The sequence below is a fragment of the Klebsiella sp. GFKo11 genome (genome assembly GCF_056490265.1).
In genome coordinates this window covers 2,170,084-2,190,617 of the sequence record NZ_CM151369.1, presented here as the reverse complement: position 1 = coordinate 2,190,617, position 20,534 = coordinate 2,170,084, and the positions used below count along the sequence as shown (strand labels likewise).

Below are 20,534 nucleotides of genomic sequence, written 5' to 3'. Positions count from 1 at the left end.
TTATTCCCCGCTTAACAGGTGTAACAGCTCTGCTGTTTTTTCTTTCATCAGCGCAGGCGCTGCTTTTGACTCCACATTGAGGCGTACCACTGGCTCCGTATTCGAGCTGCGCAGGTTAAAGCGCCACTCCGGGTATTCAATACTGATGCCGTCGGTGGTGTCCACATTTGCCGCATCTGCCTCATAACGTTCGCGGATGCGCGCAATCGCCGCTGCCGCATTCTCCAGCTTGCGGTTAATTTCCCCGGAGGCCGGGAACGCCGCCTGCCTGTCCGCCACCAGCGCTTTCAGCGGGCTGTTTTTCAGACACAGCAGCTCTGCCACCAGCAACCACGGGATCATCCCGCTGTCACAGTAGGCGAAATCACGGAAATAGTGATGCGCACTCATCTCACCGCCGTAAATCGCATCTTCCTGACGCATACGCTCTTTAATGAACGCATGTCCGGTCTTCGACATCACCGGCCTGCCGCCGCTGCGGGTCACGATATCCACCGTGTTCCACGTCAGACGCGGGTCATGGATAATTTTGGCCCCCGGCTGCTTTTGCAGGAAGGCCTCCGCCAGCAGGCCAACTATATAATACCCTTCGATAAATTCAGCATCATTATCAAACATAAAGCAGCGGTCGAAGTCCCCGTCAAAGGCAATCCCCATATCCGCCCCGTGCTCGCGTACCGCATCAGCGGTATCCTGGCGACACTCCGGCAGCAGCGGGTTAGGGATACCGTTCGGGAAATTGCCGTCCGGCTGGTGATGCACCTTAATAAAGGTCACCGGCACGCCAGCTGCAACAAAGCGCTTTTCCACTTCATCAATCACATGACCGGCGGCACCGTTGCCGGAGTTCACCACCAGCTTCAGCGGGCGGGTGAAGTTTGCCTGGTTCACGTAGCCCATCAGGTGGTCCACGTATTCCTGCAGGACAGATATCTGACGCAGGGTACCGCGCCGGGATGCGTCCACCGGAGGAAACTGATTCTCTTCCGCCAGACGCTGGATATCGCGCAGGCCGGTATCGCCGCTGATGGGCTTCGCATTTTCACGCACCAGCTTCATGCCGTTGTAGTTCATCGGATTATGGCTGGCCGTCACTTCAATGCCGCCGTCCACGCCCAGGTGGAACGTGGCGAAGTAAATCTCCTCGGTGCCGCTCATACCGATATCCAGCACGTCGGTACCCGCATCCATCAGGCCGTTGGCCAGCGCCAGCTTCAGGGACTCGCTGGTCAGACGGACGTCGCCGCCCACCACGATTTTTTTTGGCTTCAGGAACTCACCATAGGCGCGCCCGATGCGGTAGGCGATATCTTCGTTTAATTCTTCACCCAGTTTGCCGCGAATATCATAGGCTTTAAAACAGTTAAGCTGTGTCATTCTGAGTCAATGTCCTGCAAAAGTTAGCAACGACCGTACTGGTCTTTAATACGGATAATGTCGTCTTCGCCCAGATAGGAGCCAGACTGAATTTCCAGCACTTCCAGCGGGATACGTCCCGGGTTTTCCAGGCAGTGTTCGGCACCGATGGGAATAAAGGTCGACTGATTCTCCGTGAGCAGGAACTGCTTGCCGTTGACCGTTATCTGCCCCGTGCCCGCAAGGATCACCCAGTGCTCGGCGCGGTGGTGATGCATCTGCATGGAGAATGCGCCACCCGGCTTGACGGTAATGCGGTTAACGTTAAAGCGCGGCGTCTGCACCACCACGTCGCTACGTCCCCACGGGCGATATATTTCGCGGTGGCGTTTATATTCGCTGCGCTGGTTGCTCTTCAGGTACTCAACGACCTTTTTCACGTCCTGGGCGCGATTTTTGTTCATCACCAGCACCGCGTCTTTGGTACTGACAATCACCAGGTCCTCAACGCCAATCGCTGCCACCAGCTTTTCGTCACTGTTGATGTAGCAGTTCTGGCTGTTGTGTACCCAGGCATCTCCCTTTAACACATTACCCATTTCATCTTTCGGGCTGACCTCCCACAGCGCTGACCAGGAGCCAACATCGCTCCAGTCCGCATCCAGCCCCACCACCACCGCATCGGCGGTTTTTTCCATCACCGCATAGTCGACGGACTCATCCGGACAGGCACTGAACACATCATGCGGGATGCTGATAAAGTCGCTGCCGCAGTCGGCCGCCCGGACGGCAGCCGTGCAGGCTTCAAGGATATCCGGGCGGAATTTCGCCAGCTCGGAGAGGTACTTTTTCGCCCGGAACATAAACATGCCGCTGTTCCAGTAGTATTCGCCGGAGGCCAGATAGGTCTGCGCACGTTCAAAGTCAGGTTTCTCCACAAAACGGGCGACCTGATAAGGCGTGTGCTCTCCCTCACTCAGCGCATCGCCACGCTGGATATAACCGTAGCCGGTTTCCGGGGTGTTCGGCACGATGCCGAACGTGACCAGGTGGTCGTCCTGCGCGTACTGTTCCGCCACGCGGATGGCGTCGTGGAAGACCGGCTGATTATTAATGATATGGTCAGCCGCCAGCACCAGCATCAGCGGGTCATCGCCATTCTGCGTGGCCTGTAATGCCGCGAGCGCGATAGCCGGGGCGGTATTGCGGCCCACTGGTTCAAGGATGATATTTTTCGACAGCTTATTGAGCTGTCTCAGCTGTTCGGCTACCAGAAAACGGTGCTCTTCGTTGCAGATGACCATGGGCTCATGGATATCCAGCCCGGAGAGGCGCGAGATGGTTTCCTGCAACATGGAGTTCTGCCCGTACAGTCGCAGGAACTGTTTTGGATAGAGCTCACGGGACATCGGCCACAGGCGGCTACCGGTGCCACCAGCCATAATCACAGGAAGTAACATGATAAAATCCTTAAATAAATAATCGTTTTGTTTACTATCAATTAACCGGAGACATCTGACTTCAGACTATATTTTGAGCACGCTACCGCCCTTGGCTATCGCAACCAAATCGCGTCAGGCTTTATCGCTGTGCCCACAATTTCACGGTATAAGCCGCAGAAGCGGCGCCAACACCAGTTAAGCTAATCCTCAAGCCTCGTAAGAAGAGCGCTAACTAACTTGTCGCTAGCAAGCTCTGCCTGAGTGCTCAGTAAAACTAAAAACAGAGATATGCCAGCTGCCATATCTCTGTTTTCAAACTGCAACCGCAAATTCAACCCGCCAAAAAACGATAGATACTCTCCCCGTTTATAGGCCGGACATCTATCAGGACTTTCTCATTTAGTAATAACGAGGTCCTGCCGTTACCAGCAGTGAGAGTGAATCGAGGCGACTTGATATCAGTGTTGGAAGTACCCTGAGAAAAAATCTGAATGGTGGAATAAACCGCGGAATTGCAACATAAGGCCAGGCCCCACTTTTGACCAACAACATCTGACCAAAGCAGATCGGCTATCTTTTTGGGTAAAACGCTCACGATATGTTCCAGAAGATGGGATAGAGAGATCATACGCCAACAACACATACACCAAACAGATGAATTATCTGCGTAGTATAGCGCTGGTTAGTCAGAATAAAAATGGGAAAGCTTAATAATTGATTCACAAAAAGAATGAATGATCAAAGGCAATCAATTGGGACTCACAAGATAATTACACAACCCGTGTAAAAACATGCAGTTACATAATGCAAAAAATTAAACAAATGGAATTCACGAATGATTCCTGCAGAAACACTCGGAGAATACATAATTTCTAACAATATAAAACCTCATCAGCTTAACGCTATTGATAGCGCATTCAATGTACAAACAAATCATTTCAAAGCATAAAAACCACAATGTTATTATTTGAATGCTAACCTCATTTCATGGTGATAATAATTATTATTTACCAATAACCACATGACTTTGAACTATCAGCGGCCCTTCTAACTGGCCACATCTATAGCAACAACATAGACTGCACTGGGAAAGCGGGTGATCCATGCGGCAAGCCAGTGTAAAATCGATGATTATATTGAGCGGGGCACAGCAAACCCGGAGGATAAATATGAAGTTTTTAGTGACTGGAGCCGCAGGATTCATCGGCTTTCACGCGTGCAAGCGCCTTCTGGAGGCGGGTCATGAGGTTGTCGGTATCGACAATATGAACGACTACTACGACGTCAATCTTAAACAGTCTCGCCTGGACTTACTGCAATCTCCCCTGTTCAGTTTTCACAAAATTGATCTGGCCGATCGTGAAGGTATGGCTCAACTTTTCGCTAGTGAGAAGTTTAATCGAGTGATCCACCTCGCCGCCCAGGCAGGTGTACGTTATTCCCTGGAAAACCCGTTCGCTTACGCTGATTCCAACCTGATTGGTTATCTGAACATACTGGAAGGTTGCCGACATAATAAAGTCGAACATCTGTTATATGCCTCATCCAGCTCGGTCTATGGTTTAAACCGCAAGATGCCATTCTCAACCGACGATTCGGTTGATCACCCGGTTTCACTGTATGCGGCCACCAAGAAAGCAAACGAACTGATGGCGCATACCTACTCCCACCTTTACGGGATCCCAACAACCGGACTGCGATTCTTTACCGTTTACGGCCCATGGGGTCGGCCGGACATGGCGCTGTTCAAGTTCACGAAGGCTATGCTGGAAGGGAAGAGTATTGATGTATACAACTATGGGAAAATGAAGCGCGACTTCACCTATATTGACGATATCGTCGAGGCGATAGTGCGCATGCAGGATATCATTCCACAACCCAATCCTGAGTGGACGGTTGAGACGGGTTCGCCAGCGGACAGCTCAGCCCCGTATCGTGTTTATAACATCGGTAATAGTTCACCCGTTGAGCTAATGGATTACATCACTGCGCTGGAAGAGGCTTTAGGGATGAAGGCTGAGAAGAATATGATGCCGATTCAACCCGGAGATGTACTGGAAACCAGTGCCGATACCAAACCGCTGTATGACATGGTTGGATTCAGACCGCAGACAACGGTCAGACAGGGAGTGAAGAATTTCGTTGATTGGTATAAGGCATATTACAAAGCGTAATATCCGTAGATAGCAAACGATAAGCCGCAGTGTCTACATTGCGGCTTTTTTACGCCGGGAGAAACGCCATTCAAAGACCCTTTTAGCTAGTCTCACGGATCGGACTTTGCTTATGAGTAATGTTCATAAAACCGACAAAATCTTGCCAAAGTAAACCAAGAATAAACTAACTGGAAATATTTTTTATCGTAAACCCGCACTCCCCTCCATTCCGCCACCTCATGTGCAGCCTATAATCTCACAGAATATGTAAAATACCGGATTTTAATCCATAAAAAATAATGACTACAGGTTTAGGCTTCAGCAGAAAATCATGAAAAAGGCGTTATATTCTTTCCTGATAAATACCACACACAGCATATAGGAGTTTTCTTAAACTTAGGTTATGTTAATCAAGCTAAAGCAAACTTTAGCAGATGTATCATGAGTACTCAGGCAAATGGATTTATAACATTACTCCCAATCTGGTATGTATCATGGAAAATATTTTTTTCTTGGTCGTTGCTGCCATACTACTGATTGTTTCAGTTTTCTTTCTGATTTCTTATCTTAAAGATCAGAAAAAAACCAAACTAACATTTAACAAGCGCAAGTGGTGAAACGAAAAATTAATATAATTATAATGCTGACATAGGAAATAATAATATAAGAATAAAATGCTGCCAGCGGTGGAGATCTGTACGGTCTTTATCAGCTGGCATTGGGAGATTGGTAGTGATGATAACCTTAAGTTATTCAGCTATCGGAAATCCATATTATGCATTAAAACATCAATAATACATCTCTATACCCTAAATAATTCGAGTTGCAGGCAGGCGGCAAGAGAGTGAATCCCGATGAGCTTACTTTGGTAAGTGACTCGGGTGAACGAGTGCAGCCAACGCACATGCAACTTGAAGTATGACGGATATATGACTACAGGTGCATTATAAGCCAGTAATATCGCAGCTTCCCACAACGACCCCTGCTCACCTACCGAGCAAACATTAACCGGGAGTGCATAGCGCGATGGGGAGTTACATCTTTCAGAATCCTGGATTCAGAAATAACAAAAGCCTGCAAGCAGGCTCTGTTTTACCTTCCGGCGCTTATCTCCAGCATCTACATCTCAGTGACGGTAGCTCTTCACAAGGTAGATTTAACATATCCGACCTCAATGATTACGGCAAGATGATCAACTGAAGAATATAATCCGGGTCACGTTTTTTAGTATGATGTAATCTGAGAGGATACATAACATTTAGCGAAGTGAGGAGTGGCAGGAATATGGGGGAAGTGAGGGTGGGATATGAAGGTCCGGCCGGTAGTTTAAAACTACCGGCCAGAGAGTATTCAGTCACTGCCAAACAAATCACGGGTATAAACCTTCTCGGCAACATCCGATAATTCTTCAGCCATGCGGTTGGAAACAATAACATCTGCTTCTTGTTTGAAAGCATCAAAGTCACGAACGACGCGAGAGTTAAAGAACTCATCTTCCTGCATCACTGGCTCATAAATGATGACCGGGATGCCTTTGGCCTTGATACGCTTCATGATGCCCTGAATCGATGAAGCGCGGAAGTTATCAGACCCACTCTTCATAATCAGGCGGTAGATACCAACAACTTTAGGCTTACGCGCAAGGATAGAATCAGCAATAAAATCTTTACGTGTGCGGTTAGCATCAACGATTGCGCCAATGATGTTATTCGGCACGGATTCGTAGTTTGCCAGCAGCTGCTTGGTGTCCTTCGGCAGACAGTAGCCGCCGTAGCCAAATGAAGGATTGTTATAGTGATTGCCGATACGCGGATCGAGGCAAACACCTTCAATAATCTGCTTGCTGTTCAGGCCCTGGCTCTCAGCATAGCTATCCAGCTCATTAAAGTAAGCCACGCGCAATGCAAGATAGGTGTTCGCAAATAACTTAATAGCTTCTGCTTCAGTAGAGTCGGTAAACAGTGTCGGGATATCCTGCTTAATCGCCCCTTCTTTCAGCAGGTTAGCAAAACGCTCTGCGCGTTCTGAACGCTCACCAATAACGATGCGGGATGGATGCAGGTTGTCATATAACGCACGACCTTCACGCAGGAACTCCGGAGAGAAAATAACATTATCAATCCCCAGACGCTCTTTAATATCACGCGTAAAACCGACGGGAATTGTTGATTTAATAATCATTACCGCATTAGGGTTAATTTCCGTGACATCACGAATAACCGCTTCAACGGTTGAGGTATTAAAGTAATTTGTTTTGGGGTCGTAATCAGTCGGCGTGGCGATAATGACATAATCAGCATTACGATAGGCATCATGCTTGTCAGTTGTCGCACGAAAATTCAACGGTTTTTCCGCCAGATATTCCTGGATCTCCTTATCGACGATCGGGGAGATCTTTTGGTTAATCATATCAACTTTAGATTGAATGATATCCAGCGCAACCACCTCGTGGTTCTGCGCAATCAGGATGCCATTCGATAGACCAACATAACCGGTACCGGAAATTGTAATTTTCATTCGATCACACTTTAATCAGTTAACTGGACGGCGGCATATTAGCCACCCTGGTAATCAACACTTGTGGCGGTTGTACTCTCACGAGGGTGGGAAGTCAAGAAAGAGCCATAAGGTGAGCTATAACTCCAAAAACCTGTCCTTATGGCTTTAATCCAGAATAAGTTCTATTTAAGAAGATCTAATAATTCTTCTGTTCTAGCCTTCATTAAAGCATCATCTGCCTTAGACTCCACGTTGAGACGCACCACTGGCTCCGTATTCGAGCTGCGCAGGTTAAAGCGCCACTCCGGGTATTCAATACTGATGCCGTCGGTGGTGTCCACATTTGCCGCATCTGCCTCATAACGTTCGCGGATGCGCGCAATCGCCGCTGCCGCATTCTCCAGCTTGCGGTTAATTTCCCCGGAGGCCGGGAACGCCGCCTGCCTGTCCGCCACCAGCGCTTTCAGCGGGCTGTTTTTCAGACACAGCAGCTCTGCCACCAGCAACCACGGGATCATCCCGCTGTCACAGTAGGCGAAATCACGGAAATAGTGATGCGCACTCATCTCACCGCCGTAAATCGCATCTTCCTGACGCATACGCTCTTTAATGAACGCATGTCCGGTCTTCGACATCACCGGCCTGCCGCCGCTGCGGGTCACGATATCCACCGTGTTCCACGTCAGACGCGGGTCATGGATAATTTTGGCCCCCGGCTGCTTTTGCAGGAAGGCCTCCGCCAGCAGGCCAACTATATAATACCCTTCGATAAATTCAGCATCATTATCAAACATAAAGCAGCGGTCGAAGTCCCCGTCAAAGGCAATCCCCATATCCGCCCCGTGCTCGCGTACCGCATCAGCGGTATCCTGGCGACACTCCGGCAGCAGCGGGTTAGGGATACCGTTCGGGAAATTGCCGTCCGGCTGGTGATGCACCTTAATAAAGGTCACCGGCACGCCAGCTGCAACAAAGCGCTTTTCCACTTCATCAATCACATGACCGGCGGCACCGTTGCCGGAGTTCACCACCAGCTTCAGCGGGCGGGTGAAGTTTGCCTGGTTCACGTAGCCCATCAGGTGGTCCACGTATTCCTGCAGGACAGATATCTGACGCAGGGTACCGCGCCGGGATGCGTCCACCGGAGGAAACTGATTCTCTTCCGCCAGACGCTGGATATCGCGCAGGCCGGTATCGCCGCTGATGGGCTTCGCATTTTCACGCACCAGCTTCATGCCGTTGTAGTTCATCGGATTATGGCTGGCCGTCACTTCAATGCCGCCGTCCACGCCCAGGTGGAACGTGGCGAAGTAAATCTCCTCGGTGCCGCTCATACCGATATCCAGCACGTCGGTACCCGCATCCATCAGGCCGTTGGCCAGCGCCAGCTTCAGGGACTCGCTGGTCAGACGGACGTCGCCGCCCACCACGATTTTTTTTGGCTTCAGGAACTCACCATAGGCGCGCCCGATGCGGTAGGCGATATCTTCGTTTAATTCTTCGCCCAGTTCGCCGCGAATATCGTAAGCTTTAAAACAGGTTAATTTTGCCATCTATTTAATCCTTAAATACAAATTAGCAACGACCATACTGGTCTTTAATACGGATAATGTCGTCTTCGCCCAGATAGGAGCCAGACTGAATTTCCAGCACTTCCAGCGGGATACGTCCCGGGTTTTCCAGGCAGTGTTCGGCACCGATGGGAATAAAGGTCGACTGATTCTCCGTGAGCAGGAACTGCTTGCCGTTGACCGTTATCTGCCCCGTGCCCGCAAGGATCACCCAGTGCTCGGCGCGGTGGTGATGCATCTGCATGGAGAATGCGCCACCCGGCTTGACGGTAATACGGTTAACGTTAAAGCGCGGCGTCTGCACCACCACGTCGCTACGTCCCCACGGACGATATATTTCGCGGTGGCGTTTATATTCGCTGCGCTGGTTGCTCTTCAGGTACTCCACCACTTTTTTTACATCCTGGGAACGATTTTTGTTCATCACCAGCACCGCGTCCTTGGTACTGACAATCACCAGGTCCTCAACGCCAATCGCTGCCACCAGCTTTTCGTCACTGTTGATGTAGCAGTTCTGGCTGTTGTGTACCCAGGCATCCCCGGTCATCACATTGCCCAGCTCATCCTTCGGGCTGACGTCCCACAGCGCTGACCAGGAGCCAACATCGCTCCAGTCCGCATCCAGCCCCACCACCACCGCATCGGCGGTTTTTTCCATCACCGCATAGTCGACGGACTCATCCGGACAGGCACTGAACACATCATGCGGGATACTAACAAAGTCGCTGCCGCTGTCGGCCGCCCGGACGGCAGCCGTGCAGGCCTCAAGAATATCCGGGCGGAATTTCGCCAGCTCGGAGAGGTACTTTTTCGCCCGGAACATAAACATGCCGCTGTTCCAGTAGTATTCGCCGGAGGCCAGATAGGCCTGTGCACGTTCAAGGTCAGGTTTCTCCACAAAACGGGCGACCTGATAAGGCGTGTGCTCTCCCTCACTCAGCGCATCGCCACGCTGGATATAACCGTAGCCGGTTTCCGGGGTGTTCGGCACGATGCCGAAGGTCACCAGGTGGTCGTCCTGCGCATACTGTTCCGCCACGCGGATGGCGTCGTGGAAGACCGGCTGATTATTAATGATATGGTCAGCCGCCAGCACCAGCATCAGCGGGTCATCGCCATTCTGCGTGGCCTGTAATGCCGCGAGCGCGATAGCCGGGGCGGTATTGCGGCCCACTGGTTCAAGGATGATATTTTTCGACAGCTTATTGAGCTGTCTCAGCTGTTCGGCCACCAGAAAACGGTGCTCTTCGTTGCAGATGACCATGGGCTCATGGATATCCAGCCCGGAGAGGCGCGAGATGGTTTCCTGCAACATGGAGTTCTGCCCGTACAGTCGCAGAAACTGTTTTGGATAAAGCTCACGGGACATCGGCCACAGACGGCTACCCGTGCCGCCAGCCATAATCACAGGAAGCAACATAATAAAATCCTTAATAAAATGAAGTAATAAAAATGACGTTATAGAAGTAATGACTTCTTCTTTTGTAAGTTTAAACATTCAAACTCGCAAAAAAAGAAAACATGGTATTTTAAAGGAGATAAAAAAATTATTATACTTGCGACTATAAACTTATATCTTAATTTAATATTCAATTTCTAATTATAAAAAACCTGGTTTTCACCAGGTTTTTTATTGCAGTATATTAATTATTCCATCCACTCGGTATGGAATACACCTTCTTTATCAGTACGCTTATAAGTATGGGCACCGAAGTAGTCACGCTGCGCCTGAATCAAGTTGGCAGGCAGAACTGCGGAACGATAGCTATCGTAGTAAGCAATGGCCGCAGAGAAGGTTGGAACCGGAATGCCATTCTGCACTGCATAAGCAACGACGTCGCGCAACGCTTGCTGATAGTCATCAGCAATTTGCTTGAAGTATGGAGCAAGCAGCAGGTTGGCAATGTCAGCATTCTGCTCGTAGGCATCAGTTATCTTCTGCAGGAACTGAGCACGAATGATGCAACCAGCACGGAAGATTTTAGCAATCTCACCGTAGTTCAGATCCCAGTTGTACTCATCAGATGCCGCACGCAGCTGGGAGAAACCCTGAGCATAAGAAACTAGCTTACCCAGATACAGAGCGCGACGTACTTTCTCAATAAAGACTACTTTATCACCAGCAGTCTTTGCTTGCGGTCCAGTAAGAACTTTTGACGCTGCAACACGCTGCTCTTTCAGAGAGGAGATATAGCGAGCAAATACAGATTCGGTAATAAGAGATAATGGTTCACCCAAGTCCAGAGAACTCTGGCTGGTCCATTTACCGGTGCCTTTGTTGGCTGCTTCATCCAGAATCACATCAACCAGGTATTTACCCTCTTCATCTTTTTTGGTGAAGATATCTTTGGTGATGTCGATCAGGTAGCTGCTCAGCTCACCCTCATTCCATTCGGTAAAGGTCTGAGCCAGCTCTTCGTTAGAAAGAGCCAGACCACCTTTCAGTAAAGCATAGGCTTCAGCAATTAGCTGCATGTCACCATATTCAATACCGTTGTGGACCATTTTTACATAATGACCAGCACCGTCCGCACCAATATAGGTTACACACGGCTCACCATCTTCCGCGACAGCAGCAATCTGCTTAAGAATTGGAGCAACCAGCTCATAAGCTTCTTTCTGCCCACCAGGCATAATAGAAGGACCTTTCAGAGCGCCCTCTTCCCCGCCGGATACGCCAGTACCAATAAAGTTGAAGCCATCAGCAGAAAGTTCACGATTACGACGAATAGTGTCCTGGAAGAAGGTATTACCACCATCAATGATGATGTCCCCTTTGTCCAGGTAAGGCTTCAGAGAGTCGATGGCACTATCAGTGCCTGCGCCCGCCTTCACCATTAACAGGATACGGCGCGGAGTTTCGAGCGATTCAACAAACTCTTGCACTGTATAGTGTGGGACCAGTTTCTTACCAGGGTTCTCGGCAATCACTTCTTCGGTCTTTTCACGGGAGCGGTTGAAAACGGAGACGGTATAACCACGGCTCTCGATGTTGAGCGCAAGGTTGCGCCCCATCACTGCCATACCGACAACCCCGATCTGTTGCTTGGACATTACATACTCCTGTCAGGTGTGGTCACTGCGACTGTTCGCAGCTTAAATGTGATGAATATGTTAGCGCAAAGCTAGTAAGGAACATAGCCTAAAAAAACACAAAGAAATAAACATAGTCAAATAAAAGTCAAAACATATATTACTGACATTATTGACTCAACGCATTACTTATGAAATCTAAAGACATTTTGCGATATTGTTCAAGTCGTTTGTTGACTTCAACATAATCAACATTATCATCAATTATACTTTTATCAAATTTATCAATGTCAGTAACAAGACGCGACTCTAACCCGAACATCTTCAATAGCGATATAAATCTTGCTGCCCCACGATCTTTGTTAGAAAGTGCAATAAAGGGCTTGTTAAAAATAATAGAAAAAACCGTACCGTGAAATGAATCTGTAATGATAAAGTCAGCATCAAAAAAAGATTTCAACCAAGCTTGAACAGAAGGATACTGATAGGTATTAATATCTTGAATAAATAAAGTTTTTTTCTGTGTTTTCTCTGGATATGTAGTAAAACAACCCTTATTTATATGTAATGATATGTTTCTTATTAATTTATTTTTCGCCTCATCAACGTCCAATGTATAATTGAATAATTTTCCTTTATGACTAGGAAGATTTTCATTCTTGAAAATCTCCATATATTCCTCTTTAGTCAATAGCATTGTTGGATCTAACACATGCTGTGCGTTTACTGAAAAATACTCTTTACACATATCAGCGCCAAGAGACTCTCGTACAGATAAAGCATCAAACTTTTCAATGAGTGACCTACAAATGGAATGCTGCTGACTATTGTACTCCCATTTATCGGAGCCAAATGAAGCTGCATAAGATATTTTCTTGATTGCTGTATTATCTTGAATAAAACTTAAGAAATAAGACTCAATACAAGGTGTGTACTTAGGGCGCCAAACTTGATCACTACCAACAAATACAGCATCAAATTTATTGTTTTTAAAAAAAAGATTCAGCTCAGTGAAATTAACAGGCGCGGTTAATTTAATATAATCACAAATAAAACGTTTATGGTTAAGAGAAATAATTTCCTTTTCTTTTTTGGTGAAAAGTAATCGTCTGCTACTCTTAGGCTGCTGAAACAAGCGCTTTGCTGTAGAAAGGCCGTAACGCAAAGTACCTATATGAGCTTCCTGGCAATCGATAGTAATTGCATCATGCCCTAACTTACGTAAAGTTTTTTGTAACGCAAAATTTTGTACATTCCCACCATAATTAACGTGCAGAGGCAATGTCAGTATTGCGATTTTCATTTATTTAATACCTCGTAGTTTTTTTATTTTTTTGTTGACTTTCAATACAAATTTTTGGAGTGTAGTAACTCTTTTTAATTTACTCAGGTATGGAGAAAAAGAATTATTAAACCCATCAACATTTTGCGTGTTAACCCAAAGAGCCAAGCTATTTTCTCTAGTTTTCATCCGCAAACGTTGAATTTCATTAAACAAAATAGACTGTTTAGATAAAAATCTAGCCCTTTTTATCGGATAAAGTCTTCCTCTTGATTCAGCATCTTTTATCCTAAACAAAAGTCCCTTGTGCCTATGATTAAAACTACCTTGTTGAGATGATTTGACTTGCTCAAGAGAAGCATGAACTAAATTCAAACTACCATCCAGCATTCCTCTTTTAACAATATCATCAGCAAGAGTACTTCGCGCTATCACAACACTGTTTCCCATACCATCTGAGCTATATGGTTCGATCCAAGCATCACCAAGGGATATATCTGCTAGTTCTGTTGTTACATCATCACAAAAATCACAGGCGTTTGATTTAAACAGTCCAGTCCCCCACATATCACCCATTTTACGCATTTCTACAACATGTATTCTTTCACCATATTTTTCTTTGCACGTAAATTTATAATCAAGTGCATAACTTTCTGGTTTTTTTATACGATATTCTGCATTACTATAATCATCGAAGCAGCCTGAAGATTGCGCCAGAAAATCCGTATAATATTTGCTTTTTAGCCCCCCGCAAATGATCCCAACTAAGAATGTAATTTTATCCCTCAATTCTTGATTATAAACTTGTTTTAATCTAATTGCTTTAATAAAACATGCAACACCTGAAATAGCTATAGTGCCTTTAATGTTGTCAATTTCTGAAAAAAGTGATTCAAGTGTGACAGGGTAATAACGTGTTTTTGATATTTCTTTTATAGAATCAACTGAGCTATGAAGTTGATAGCCATACTTACCATCAATTTCTTTAACTATAAAAAGGTGATCTGCTTGGTTCGATAATAATATCTGCTCGAATAAAAAAGTAGCCATTCCTCCAGAAGAAGATGTAGCTCTATGTTCCTTAGAGAACCCAAAATATAAACTCGAGTAAAAACCAATATCACTATCTTGGTGTGGTGCATCCTTTAAAAATAGTTTTGCAAGAGTGTCTTCATTATATTTACCATTCAAACTAAATGGGCAAACCCTTTCCATCGACTTCTCATCCGAAAAATTTGATAATTCCGGCACTAAAAAACCCTGAGAATTCCATATCATCGACGATGAATTACTCTTATCTTCTGAGATACAAACACCGCATCCAGTACAAAGTTCATTCCGTACAATTTCTTTTATAGTCACTTAAACTTCCTCAACATATAGTTTAAGACAAATTGTCTTTCCTCCTTAGAGGGAACTGTTATGCATAACACAAAAAAGGTTACGGTATAATGTAATGTCATACTGACAAACATACTCATAATTGAATCATATCTTAAAAAATTCAACAATATGTAGTTAATAACTATAACCAAGACAACAGAACACATACAAGGCCATATTACTGAAGAATAATAATCCTTAAATGTAAATCCTGTGGCCTTCTTAAGAAAAAATATTCTAAGATTTAAATTTATTATCGAAATTATGAATAGAATAACAAATGCACTGTATGCCGGATAATTCAATCTATAGGAAAAATATGTCAATGGCAAGGACATAAAAACCATAAAACCAACAACAAGCTGGTATACCTTAATTCTTCCTGAAGCTTGAATCCCTGCAATTATGCTGGATGAAAGACTATCAACCAATGCAACAGAAAGTATAATTCGTACAAATATTACCGCATAGAAAGGAACGTTAACTAGCCAAATCGCAAGCACTTGCTCAGTAAGAAGAATAATCGGAAAGGACAAAAGAAACAACAAGGAAAAAGTATACTTTGACCCAAAAAAAATCAACATTTTATATCTATTGCTATCAGACTGATTAACATATGACTTGAAAATTTGAGGTCTGATTGCAAGTGCAAGAGATTGCGTAAGTGATGTCATTGCATTTAAAACAGAGGTAGATATCGCATATGCAGCATTTGTCGCAGTTGAAAAAAATATATTAATTGCAATGTTAATTCCTTGAGTTCTACATACATAAGCGAAATTACCAAAAATATTCCAAAAGGAAAAAGAAGCAATGTCCTTAATTACTAAAATCGAAAGAAATCCATTTTTAAAGTTATCTTTAAAACTAAAAAAACAGAAAACCATGTAGATTATGAATGTTATTACAGAAGAAAATAGTAAAAATAAAGAATAAAAAAATACTTTATCGTGTGTCACTATAGACAACGAAAAAGCAATTAGCAATTTTGAGCTGACATCAAAAATTGACATATATGCATAGAAAGACATTCTTTCGTGGGCAATAACAATTGCATTAAATGGTGTTTGAATTATAGAAATAAAAATTGATAATACCGCGATGTAATAAACTTTTCTGGCAACAATTATAGATGAATGAGGGATATTAATTAAAGATGTGATGACATAATTATTTAAAGAAAAAAGCACAAAAGTAAACGCAAGAGATAAAAATAAATAAATACATAAACTATTCTTAATTGTATTCCTAACAGCTTGTATATCTCCACGTCCAAGATCAAGTGAAATATAGCGTTGAACTGATTCATTCATAGCTGCTGATAAAAATATAGTAAGAGCAACCACGCCATATATTACATTAAATAAACCATAATCGTTAGTACCTAATTGATATAATACAACCCTTGTCGTATAAAGAGAAATTAATATAGATATTACAGTTCTTGTCGCTAGAAAAATAGTATTCTTAACGATTAATTTGTTTTTTGACATTAGGCAGACTTCGTGGGATTTTCATCACAAGCAGAGTTTAAATAAAACGTATATATAGAGAGATGATAATATGATGATGAAGTATATCACCAACAAAAATACATCCCAAACATATATAAGTAAATATGAATGATTTTATTCAAATCTCAATGCGTTCTTTGAACTCATTCCATTTATCATTTACATAAAAATGAATTTCTTTTTTAAATCGCTCCTCTGAAAACCGCATTGCATTATTCCTGCATTCAATCGGTTCAAAAAGATCAAAGTTCGACTCAAATCTATTTACAGCATCAACTATAGATCCAACATGTTGTTTATCAAAGAAAACTCCAGTCGGATTATTTTTCGACATGCCGCGTATCGTTTCTAGGACCCCTCCTTTTCCATAGGCAATAACTGGAGTACCACAGGCCTGTGCTTCAACCGGAGTAATACCAAAATCCTCCTCTGCTGCAAAAACAAATGCCTTAGCATTCCGCATGTAATTTTCCATTACTTCATTAGACTGAAAGCCAAGTATTTCAGTATTTGCACTTGCTTTGTCACGTATCTTTTTCATTTCTGGACCATCACCAATGACAATCAACTTTTTATCAGGCATCGCTTTGAATGCATCAACAATGAGATCGATTCTTTTATATGGCACTAATCTAGAGGCAGTCAGGTAGTATTCTTCTTTATTCTCATTTAATTTAAATCTCTCCACATCAACCGGAGGATAAATAACATCAGCATCACGCCCATAAACTTTCTTAATTCGCCTAGCTATAAAATGTGAATTTGCAACAAAGTGATCTACGCCATTGGCAGTACGTACATCCCACATTCTTATTTTGTGAAGAATAAATTTTGCTAAAAGACCTTTAAAACCTTTATCTAATCCAGCCTCCCGAAGATATTGGTGTTGAAGATCCCAAGCATATCTAATAGGAGAATGAATGTAGCTAATATGCAATTGATCCGGTCCAGTTAAAACACCTTTAGCTACTGCATGACTACTCGATATAATTACATCATGTTTTGAGACATCTAACTGTTCAATAGCTAGTGGCATCAATGGTAAATAGCTTTGATATTTATTTTTAGCTTTTGGTAAGTTCTGAATAAAAGTTGTCGTGATGTCTTTATTCTGAAAATATTTTTTATTTTCTTCTGAAAGAAAATCTACAACAGAATAAAGTTCAGAATCTGGGAAAACCTTAATAAGTTCTGCAACAACTTTCTCAGAGCCTGCATATGTAATAAACCAATCAGAAACTATACCTACGTTAAAATTGTGCATAATTATTCCAAATTTTAATAATCAGTCGAGAAATATACTAATAAAATTCAAGTTTAAACTAAATTTTTATTTTGCTAGTTTATCTTCAACCCAATCTATGTTAAGTTGATTATTGTGACCAGTTGTCATTCTCACCCATCCCTTAATGATACCATCTTCTTTTGCATCACCTGGCTTTGTATTAACAATATAGTCACCCTCTTTAAATGATCCTTTCTGAGGTAGAGACTCTAGATAAAACTGCCGAGGAATGTATGCCATTATACCAAGACTACTAACAGCAACAATATTATCATAAGCTCCTGATATAAATGAATCTTGTGAGATTAATTCAGAATTACTTGAGCTACTATCCCATCTAAAGATCTCAAATTTAGAGCCTGACAAGTTTGAACACCCAGTAATATTTAACAAGCATCCAGAATGCCCTCCGTCGGATAAGCATCTAACATATTCACCAGCGGATGCGTCGATGTCAGTATTAACAATATTTACTATTACATTGTCACTATCAATGCTAATAGCAGAAGCTGGAGAAGATTGTTTGCTGCCAAAACCATAATTATATAATTGGCAGGCGTACATATTAACATTAACTTTAGAGATTATAACGTCCGTGTAATAAGAATTAAATGTACAATTAGTAAAACTTACACTCGCCTTGATACTTTTTGTTGATAAAAAGATACCACTAGCTTTTTTCACATTAGTTTTCACACCGGTAAAACCACATGCAATAAAATCCAGTTGATTTTCAAAATCTTTAACCCATAAGGGATGAATACACTGGTCACTAAAGCATCCTATAAACTTAATCCTATCAGCTGAACCAGTATATCGTGTAGATTCAATAACTAAATTTTTATAATATCCATAGCTAAAAAGATTGATACAGGATGCCCAATCGCATCGACCGAACTGAAAAGCAGTAGCATTTAATGCTACCCATTGTTTTAACGTAGTTCCGTATGAATTTTTTTTATCTAAATCGAGATAATTATAATTCCAAGAAATATTCTGTATAGTTGGTATATCTCTTACTTGCTCAATACTCAGCCCAAGAAAAATCGGCGCACCTACTATATCCTTCAATACTATCCGACTACAACTTCCTAATCCCCTGCCACCAAGAACGAACCCAATATATGCATTACCTATATCAAGATATTCGAAGCGACTTGAGTAACCACCTCCAAAAAAAAGAGGGAGATAGGCTATAGGATTAGATGTGGCGTCAGTCAAATTTTTAATTTGACGGGGATATCTAAATCGAAGATTTCTAAATACATTAAAATACCCTCCGCTGTAGATATCATCTTCTAACCCATTTTTATTTCGTAAATCAAAAGTACCGAAATTACCTTCTGTTGAATTAACTAAAAATGTTGCATAACCCCCATCTGGGCCAACAAATTTAGTGAATGGAGCAATGGCTATATCGTTTTGATTTATTGAATAGACTCCGTTTGACGGGAAAATGATAGTTTTACCTGATGCTGCAGCAGCTTTCAATGCTGACGTAGCATCAACAGAACCATCGTGAATGTCTAAAAAAAAATCAAAAGAAATAGAAGGATTTTCCATAAGGAAATGTATTTTTTTTCTTTGTGCTACTAGCTCATCAAGCATAACTTTTTGTGTTTCGCTAGCTTTTATAACTTCAGTTTCAGCATGCAAATAATCATTTTTATTTGAAGTATAGCCATTTTTTGAACTACCATTGTCATCTTTATTATTTTGAGCATACGTTTTTGAAAAAAAAAGTATGAATGGTAATGTTGTAAGTTTACTTAAAATAAGTCTTCGCGAAAAAAAATTCATAAAAATACCTTTAATGGTTAACACGCTACATAAGCATTCATTTATTACAAAGAAAAGAGTATAATTTCAAATGTTGAGAAATATAATTTTTTTCAGAAAAATGCTCATTAAACTCATTTACCATAGATTTATCTACTGAAGGATTATTCTCAATTAGGACATCCGCTTTTTTAATCAAATCTTGAAAGTCAGTATATATGTCTTGTTTTAAAATTGAATTAATCTCGAGCAAACCACCCGCGCCAGAACTCAAAACCGGAACTGCATATGAAAAAGCTTCAATAGCAGTCCGGCCAAAAGGTTCAGCCCATTTGGCTGGAATAACAAGTAGATCGATTTTTTCATAAAATTCACTTTGAGAAGTATGCCCCATCTCAAACAAATTAACACCTGGATACTTACATTTCAATTCATCCAAATAATCTTTACGGCCACTTCCTGCCACTTTAAAAACAATACGTTTATTGTGTTTATAATGCTCAGCCAACTCATAAAAGATGGAATATCCTTTTTCCTCGGTCAAACGGCCAATAAACCCAATGGTAAAAGTATCACTTTTACTTTTGTTCAAGTAAAAAGAATCAGTTAATGTAGCAGAGTTATAAATTTTCTTTAAATATTCATTTCCACTAAAAAAGCCATGGCCATTATGTTTTTTTAGTATATATTCGCTTATACCTATAAAGCAAGATACTTTAGATATCCTTTTTTTCTTGATCCACGAAAGAGCTATATCTATCGTCGATAATTTTTTATTATCACTTAATACACTTGATGGTGTTAATAGATAATAATCTCTGATTGTATGAATAATTTTTATTTTGTTGCGATTATTCCAAATCGATGTTGAAAAACCACAAATATTGTTAGTATGGATTATATCGGGTAAAAAATCGGTAACTAGTTTATTAAAAATTTTCTGCATTAATGGATTATACGAATCAACAATATGCCACACTAGTTTCTTTATGGCTCCTCGATTATTTTTTTCATCAAATGGCCAATAAATATTTTTGAGATAAACCCTTACCACTTTTACATTATTTATATACTCAGTAGTCAAATGCTTCATTCTATCGTTTGTCAAAGTTACAACCATTACGTCGCAACCATACTTGACAAGACCTTCAGCTAGTAACTGGACTGAGACCTCAGCGCCACCAACTTTAAAAGGATAATAAAGCGAGTTTACAAGCATTATTTTCATTTGTTA

General features: G+C 42.6%; 14 protein-coding genes. 2 read left to right on the top strand and 12 right to left on the bottom strand.

All coding sequences use genetic code 11. From position 1 onward, the window contains the following. Both rfbK (AC07P6_RS10475) and AC07P6_RS10470 read right to left on the bottom strand, forming a co-directional pair. Positions 1 to 1,377, bottom strand: a complete 1,377-nt coding sequence (rfbK, locus tag AC07P6_RS10475; protein WP_478316192.1) for an O9 family phosphomannomutase RfbK — start codon at positions 1,375 to 1,377, stop codon at positions 1 to 3. Positions 1,378 to 1,400: 23 nt separating this feature from the next. After that, the gene (locus AC07P6_RS10470) at positions 1,401 to 2,816 is read right to left on the bottom strand and encodes a mannose-1-phosphate guanylyltransferase/mannose-6-phosphate isomerase (RefSeq protein WP_478316191.1); all 1,416 of its coding nucleotides are present in this window, start codon (positions 2,814 to 2,816) and stop codon (positions 1,401 to 1,403) included. A 1,151-nt stretch (positions 2,817 to 3,967) separates the two neighbouring features. Here AC07P6_RS10470 and AC07P6_RS10465 point away from each other — a divergent pair. Beyond that, positions 3,968 to 4,972, top strand: a complete 1,005-nt coding sequence (locus AC07P6_RS10465; RefSeq protein WP_182207293.1) for an NAD-dependent epimerase — start codon at positions 3,968 to 3,970, stop codon at positions 4,970 to 4,972. A 476-nt stretch (positions 4,973 to 5,448) separates the two neighbouring features. Further along, positions 5,449 to 5,571, top strand: coding sequence for a small membrane protein (locus tag AC07P6_RS10460; RefSeq protein WP_142512903.1), 123 nt, complete (start codon positions 5,449 to 5,451; stop codon positions 5,569 to 5,571). Positions 5,572 to 6,304: 733 nt separating this feature from the next. Here the strand turns inward: AC07P6_RS10460 and ugd are convergent. The 10 genes from ugd to AC07P6_RS10410 all read right to left on the bottom strand — a co-directional run bounded on the left by ugd (position 6,305) and on the right by AC07P6_RS10410 (position 20,528). After that, complete coding sequence (gene ugd, locus AC07P6_RS10455) at positions 6,305 to 7,471, bottom strand: UDP-glucose 6-dehydrogenase (RefSeq protein WP_182207294.1); 1,167 nt, start codon at positions 7,469 to 7,471, stop codon at positions 6,305 to 6,307. 164 nt (positions 7,472 to 7,635) lie between these two features. Beyond that, the gene (gene rfbK, locus AC07P6_RS10450) at positions 7,636 to 9,006 is read right to left on the bottom strand and encodes an O9 family phosphomannomutase RfbK (protein WP_478316190.1); all 1,371 of its coding nucleotides are present in this window, start codon (positions 9,004 to 9,006) and stop codon (positions 7,636 to 7,638) included. Positions 9,007 to 9,028: 22 nt separating this feature from the next. Then, positions 9,029 to 10,444 (bottom strand): mannose-1-phosphate guanylyltransferase/mannose-6-phosphate isomerase, encoded by a 1,416-nt coding sequence (locus tag AC07P6_RS10445; protein WP_478316189.1) that lies wholly within the window; start codon positions 10,442 to 10,444, stop codon positions 9,029 to 9,031. Between the two features lie 227 nt (positions 10,445 to 10,671). Further along, on the bottom strand, positions 10,672 to 12,078 hold the full coding sequence (gene gndA / locus AC07P6_RS10440; RefSeq protein WP_478316188.1) for an NADP-dependent phosphogluconate dehydrogenase: 1,407 nt from the start codon (positions 12,076 to 12,078) through the stop codon (positions 10,672 to 10,674). Between the two features lie 148 nt (positions 12,079 to 12,226). Next, positions 12,227 to 13,360, bottom strand: coding sequence for a polysaccharide pyruvyl transferase family protein (locus AC07P6_RS10435; RefSeq protein ID WP_478316186.1), 1,134 nt, complete (start codon positions 13,358 to 13,360; stop codon positions 12,227 to 12,229). Further along, positions 13,361 to 14,701 (bottom strand): Coenzyme F420 hydrogenase/dehydrogenase, beta subunit C-terminal domain, encoded by a 1,341-nt coding sequence (locus AC07P6_RS10430; protein ID WP_478316185.1) that lies wholly within the window; start codon positions 14,699 to 14,701, stop codon positions 13,361 to 13,363. Beyond that, positions 14,698 to 16,215, bottom strand: coding sequence for an MATE family efflux transporter (locus tag AC07P6_RS10425; protein ID WP_478316184.1), 1,518 nt, complete (start codon positions 16,213 to 16,215; stop codon positions 14,698 to 14,700). Before AC07P6_RS10425 ends, AC07P6_RS10430 begins: the two co-directional genes overlap by 4 nt. A 139-nt stretch (positions 16,216 to 16,354) precedes the next feature. Beyond that, positions 16,355 to 17,500, bottom strand: coding sequence for a glycosyltransferase family 4 protein (locus AC07P6_RS10420; protein ID WP_478316183.1), 1,146 nt, complete (start codon positions 17,498 to 17,500; stop codon positions 16,355 to 16,357). Positions 17,501 to 17,566: 66 nt separating this feature from the next. Continuing rightward, complete coding sequence (locus AC07P6_RS10415; RefSeq protein ID WP_478316182.1) at positions 17,567 to 19,321, bottom strand: hypothetical protein; 1,755 nt, start codon at positions 19,319 to 19,321, stop codon at positions 17,567 to 17,569. 37 nt (positions 19,322 to 19,358) lie between these two features. Further along, positions 19,359 to 20,528: a glycosyltransferase gene (locus tag AC07P6_RS10410; RefSeq protein ID WP_478316181.1), complete on the bottom strand. Its 1,170-nt coding sequence runs from the start codon at positions 20,526 to 20,528 to the stop codon at positions 19,359 to 19,361. Between the last annotated feature and the right edge of the window lie 6 nt (positions 20,529 to 20,534).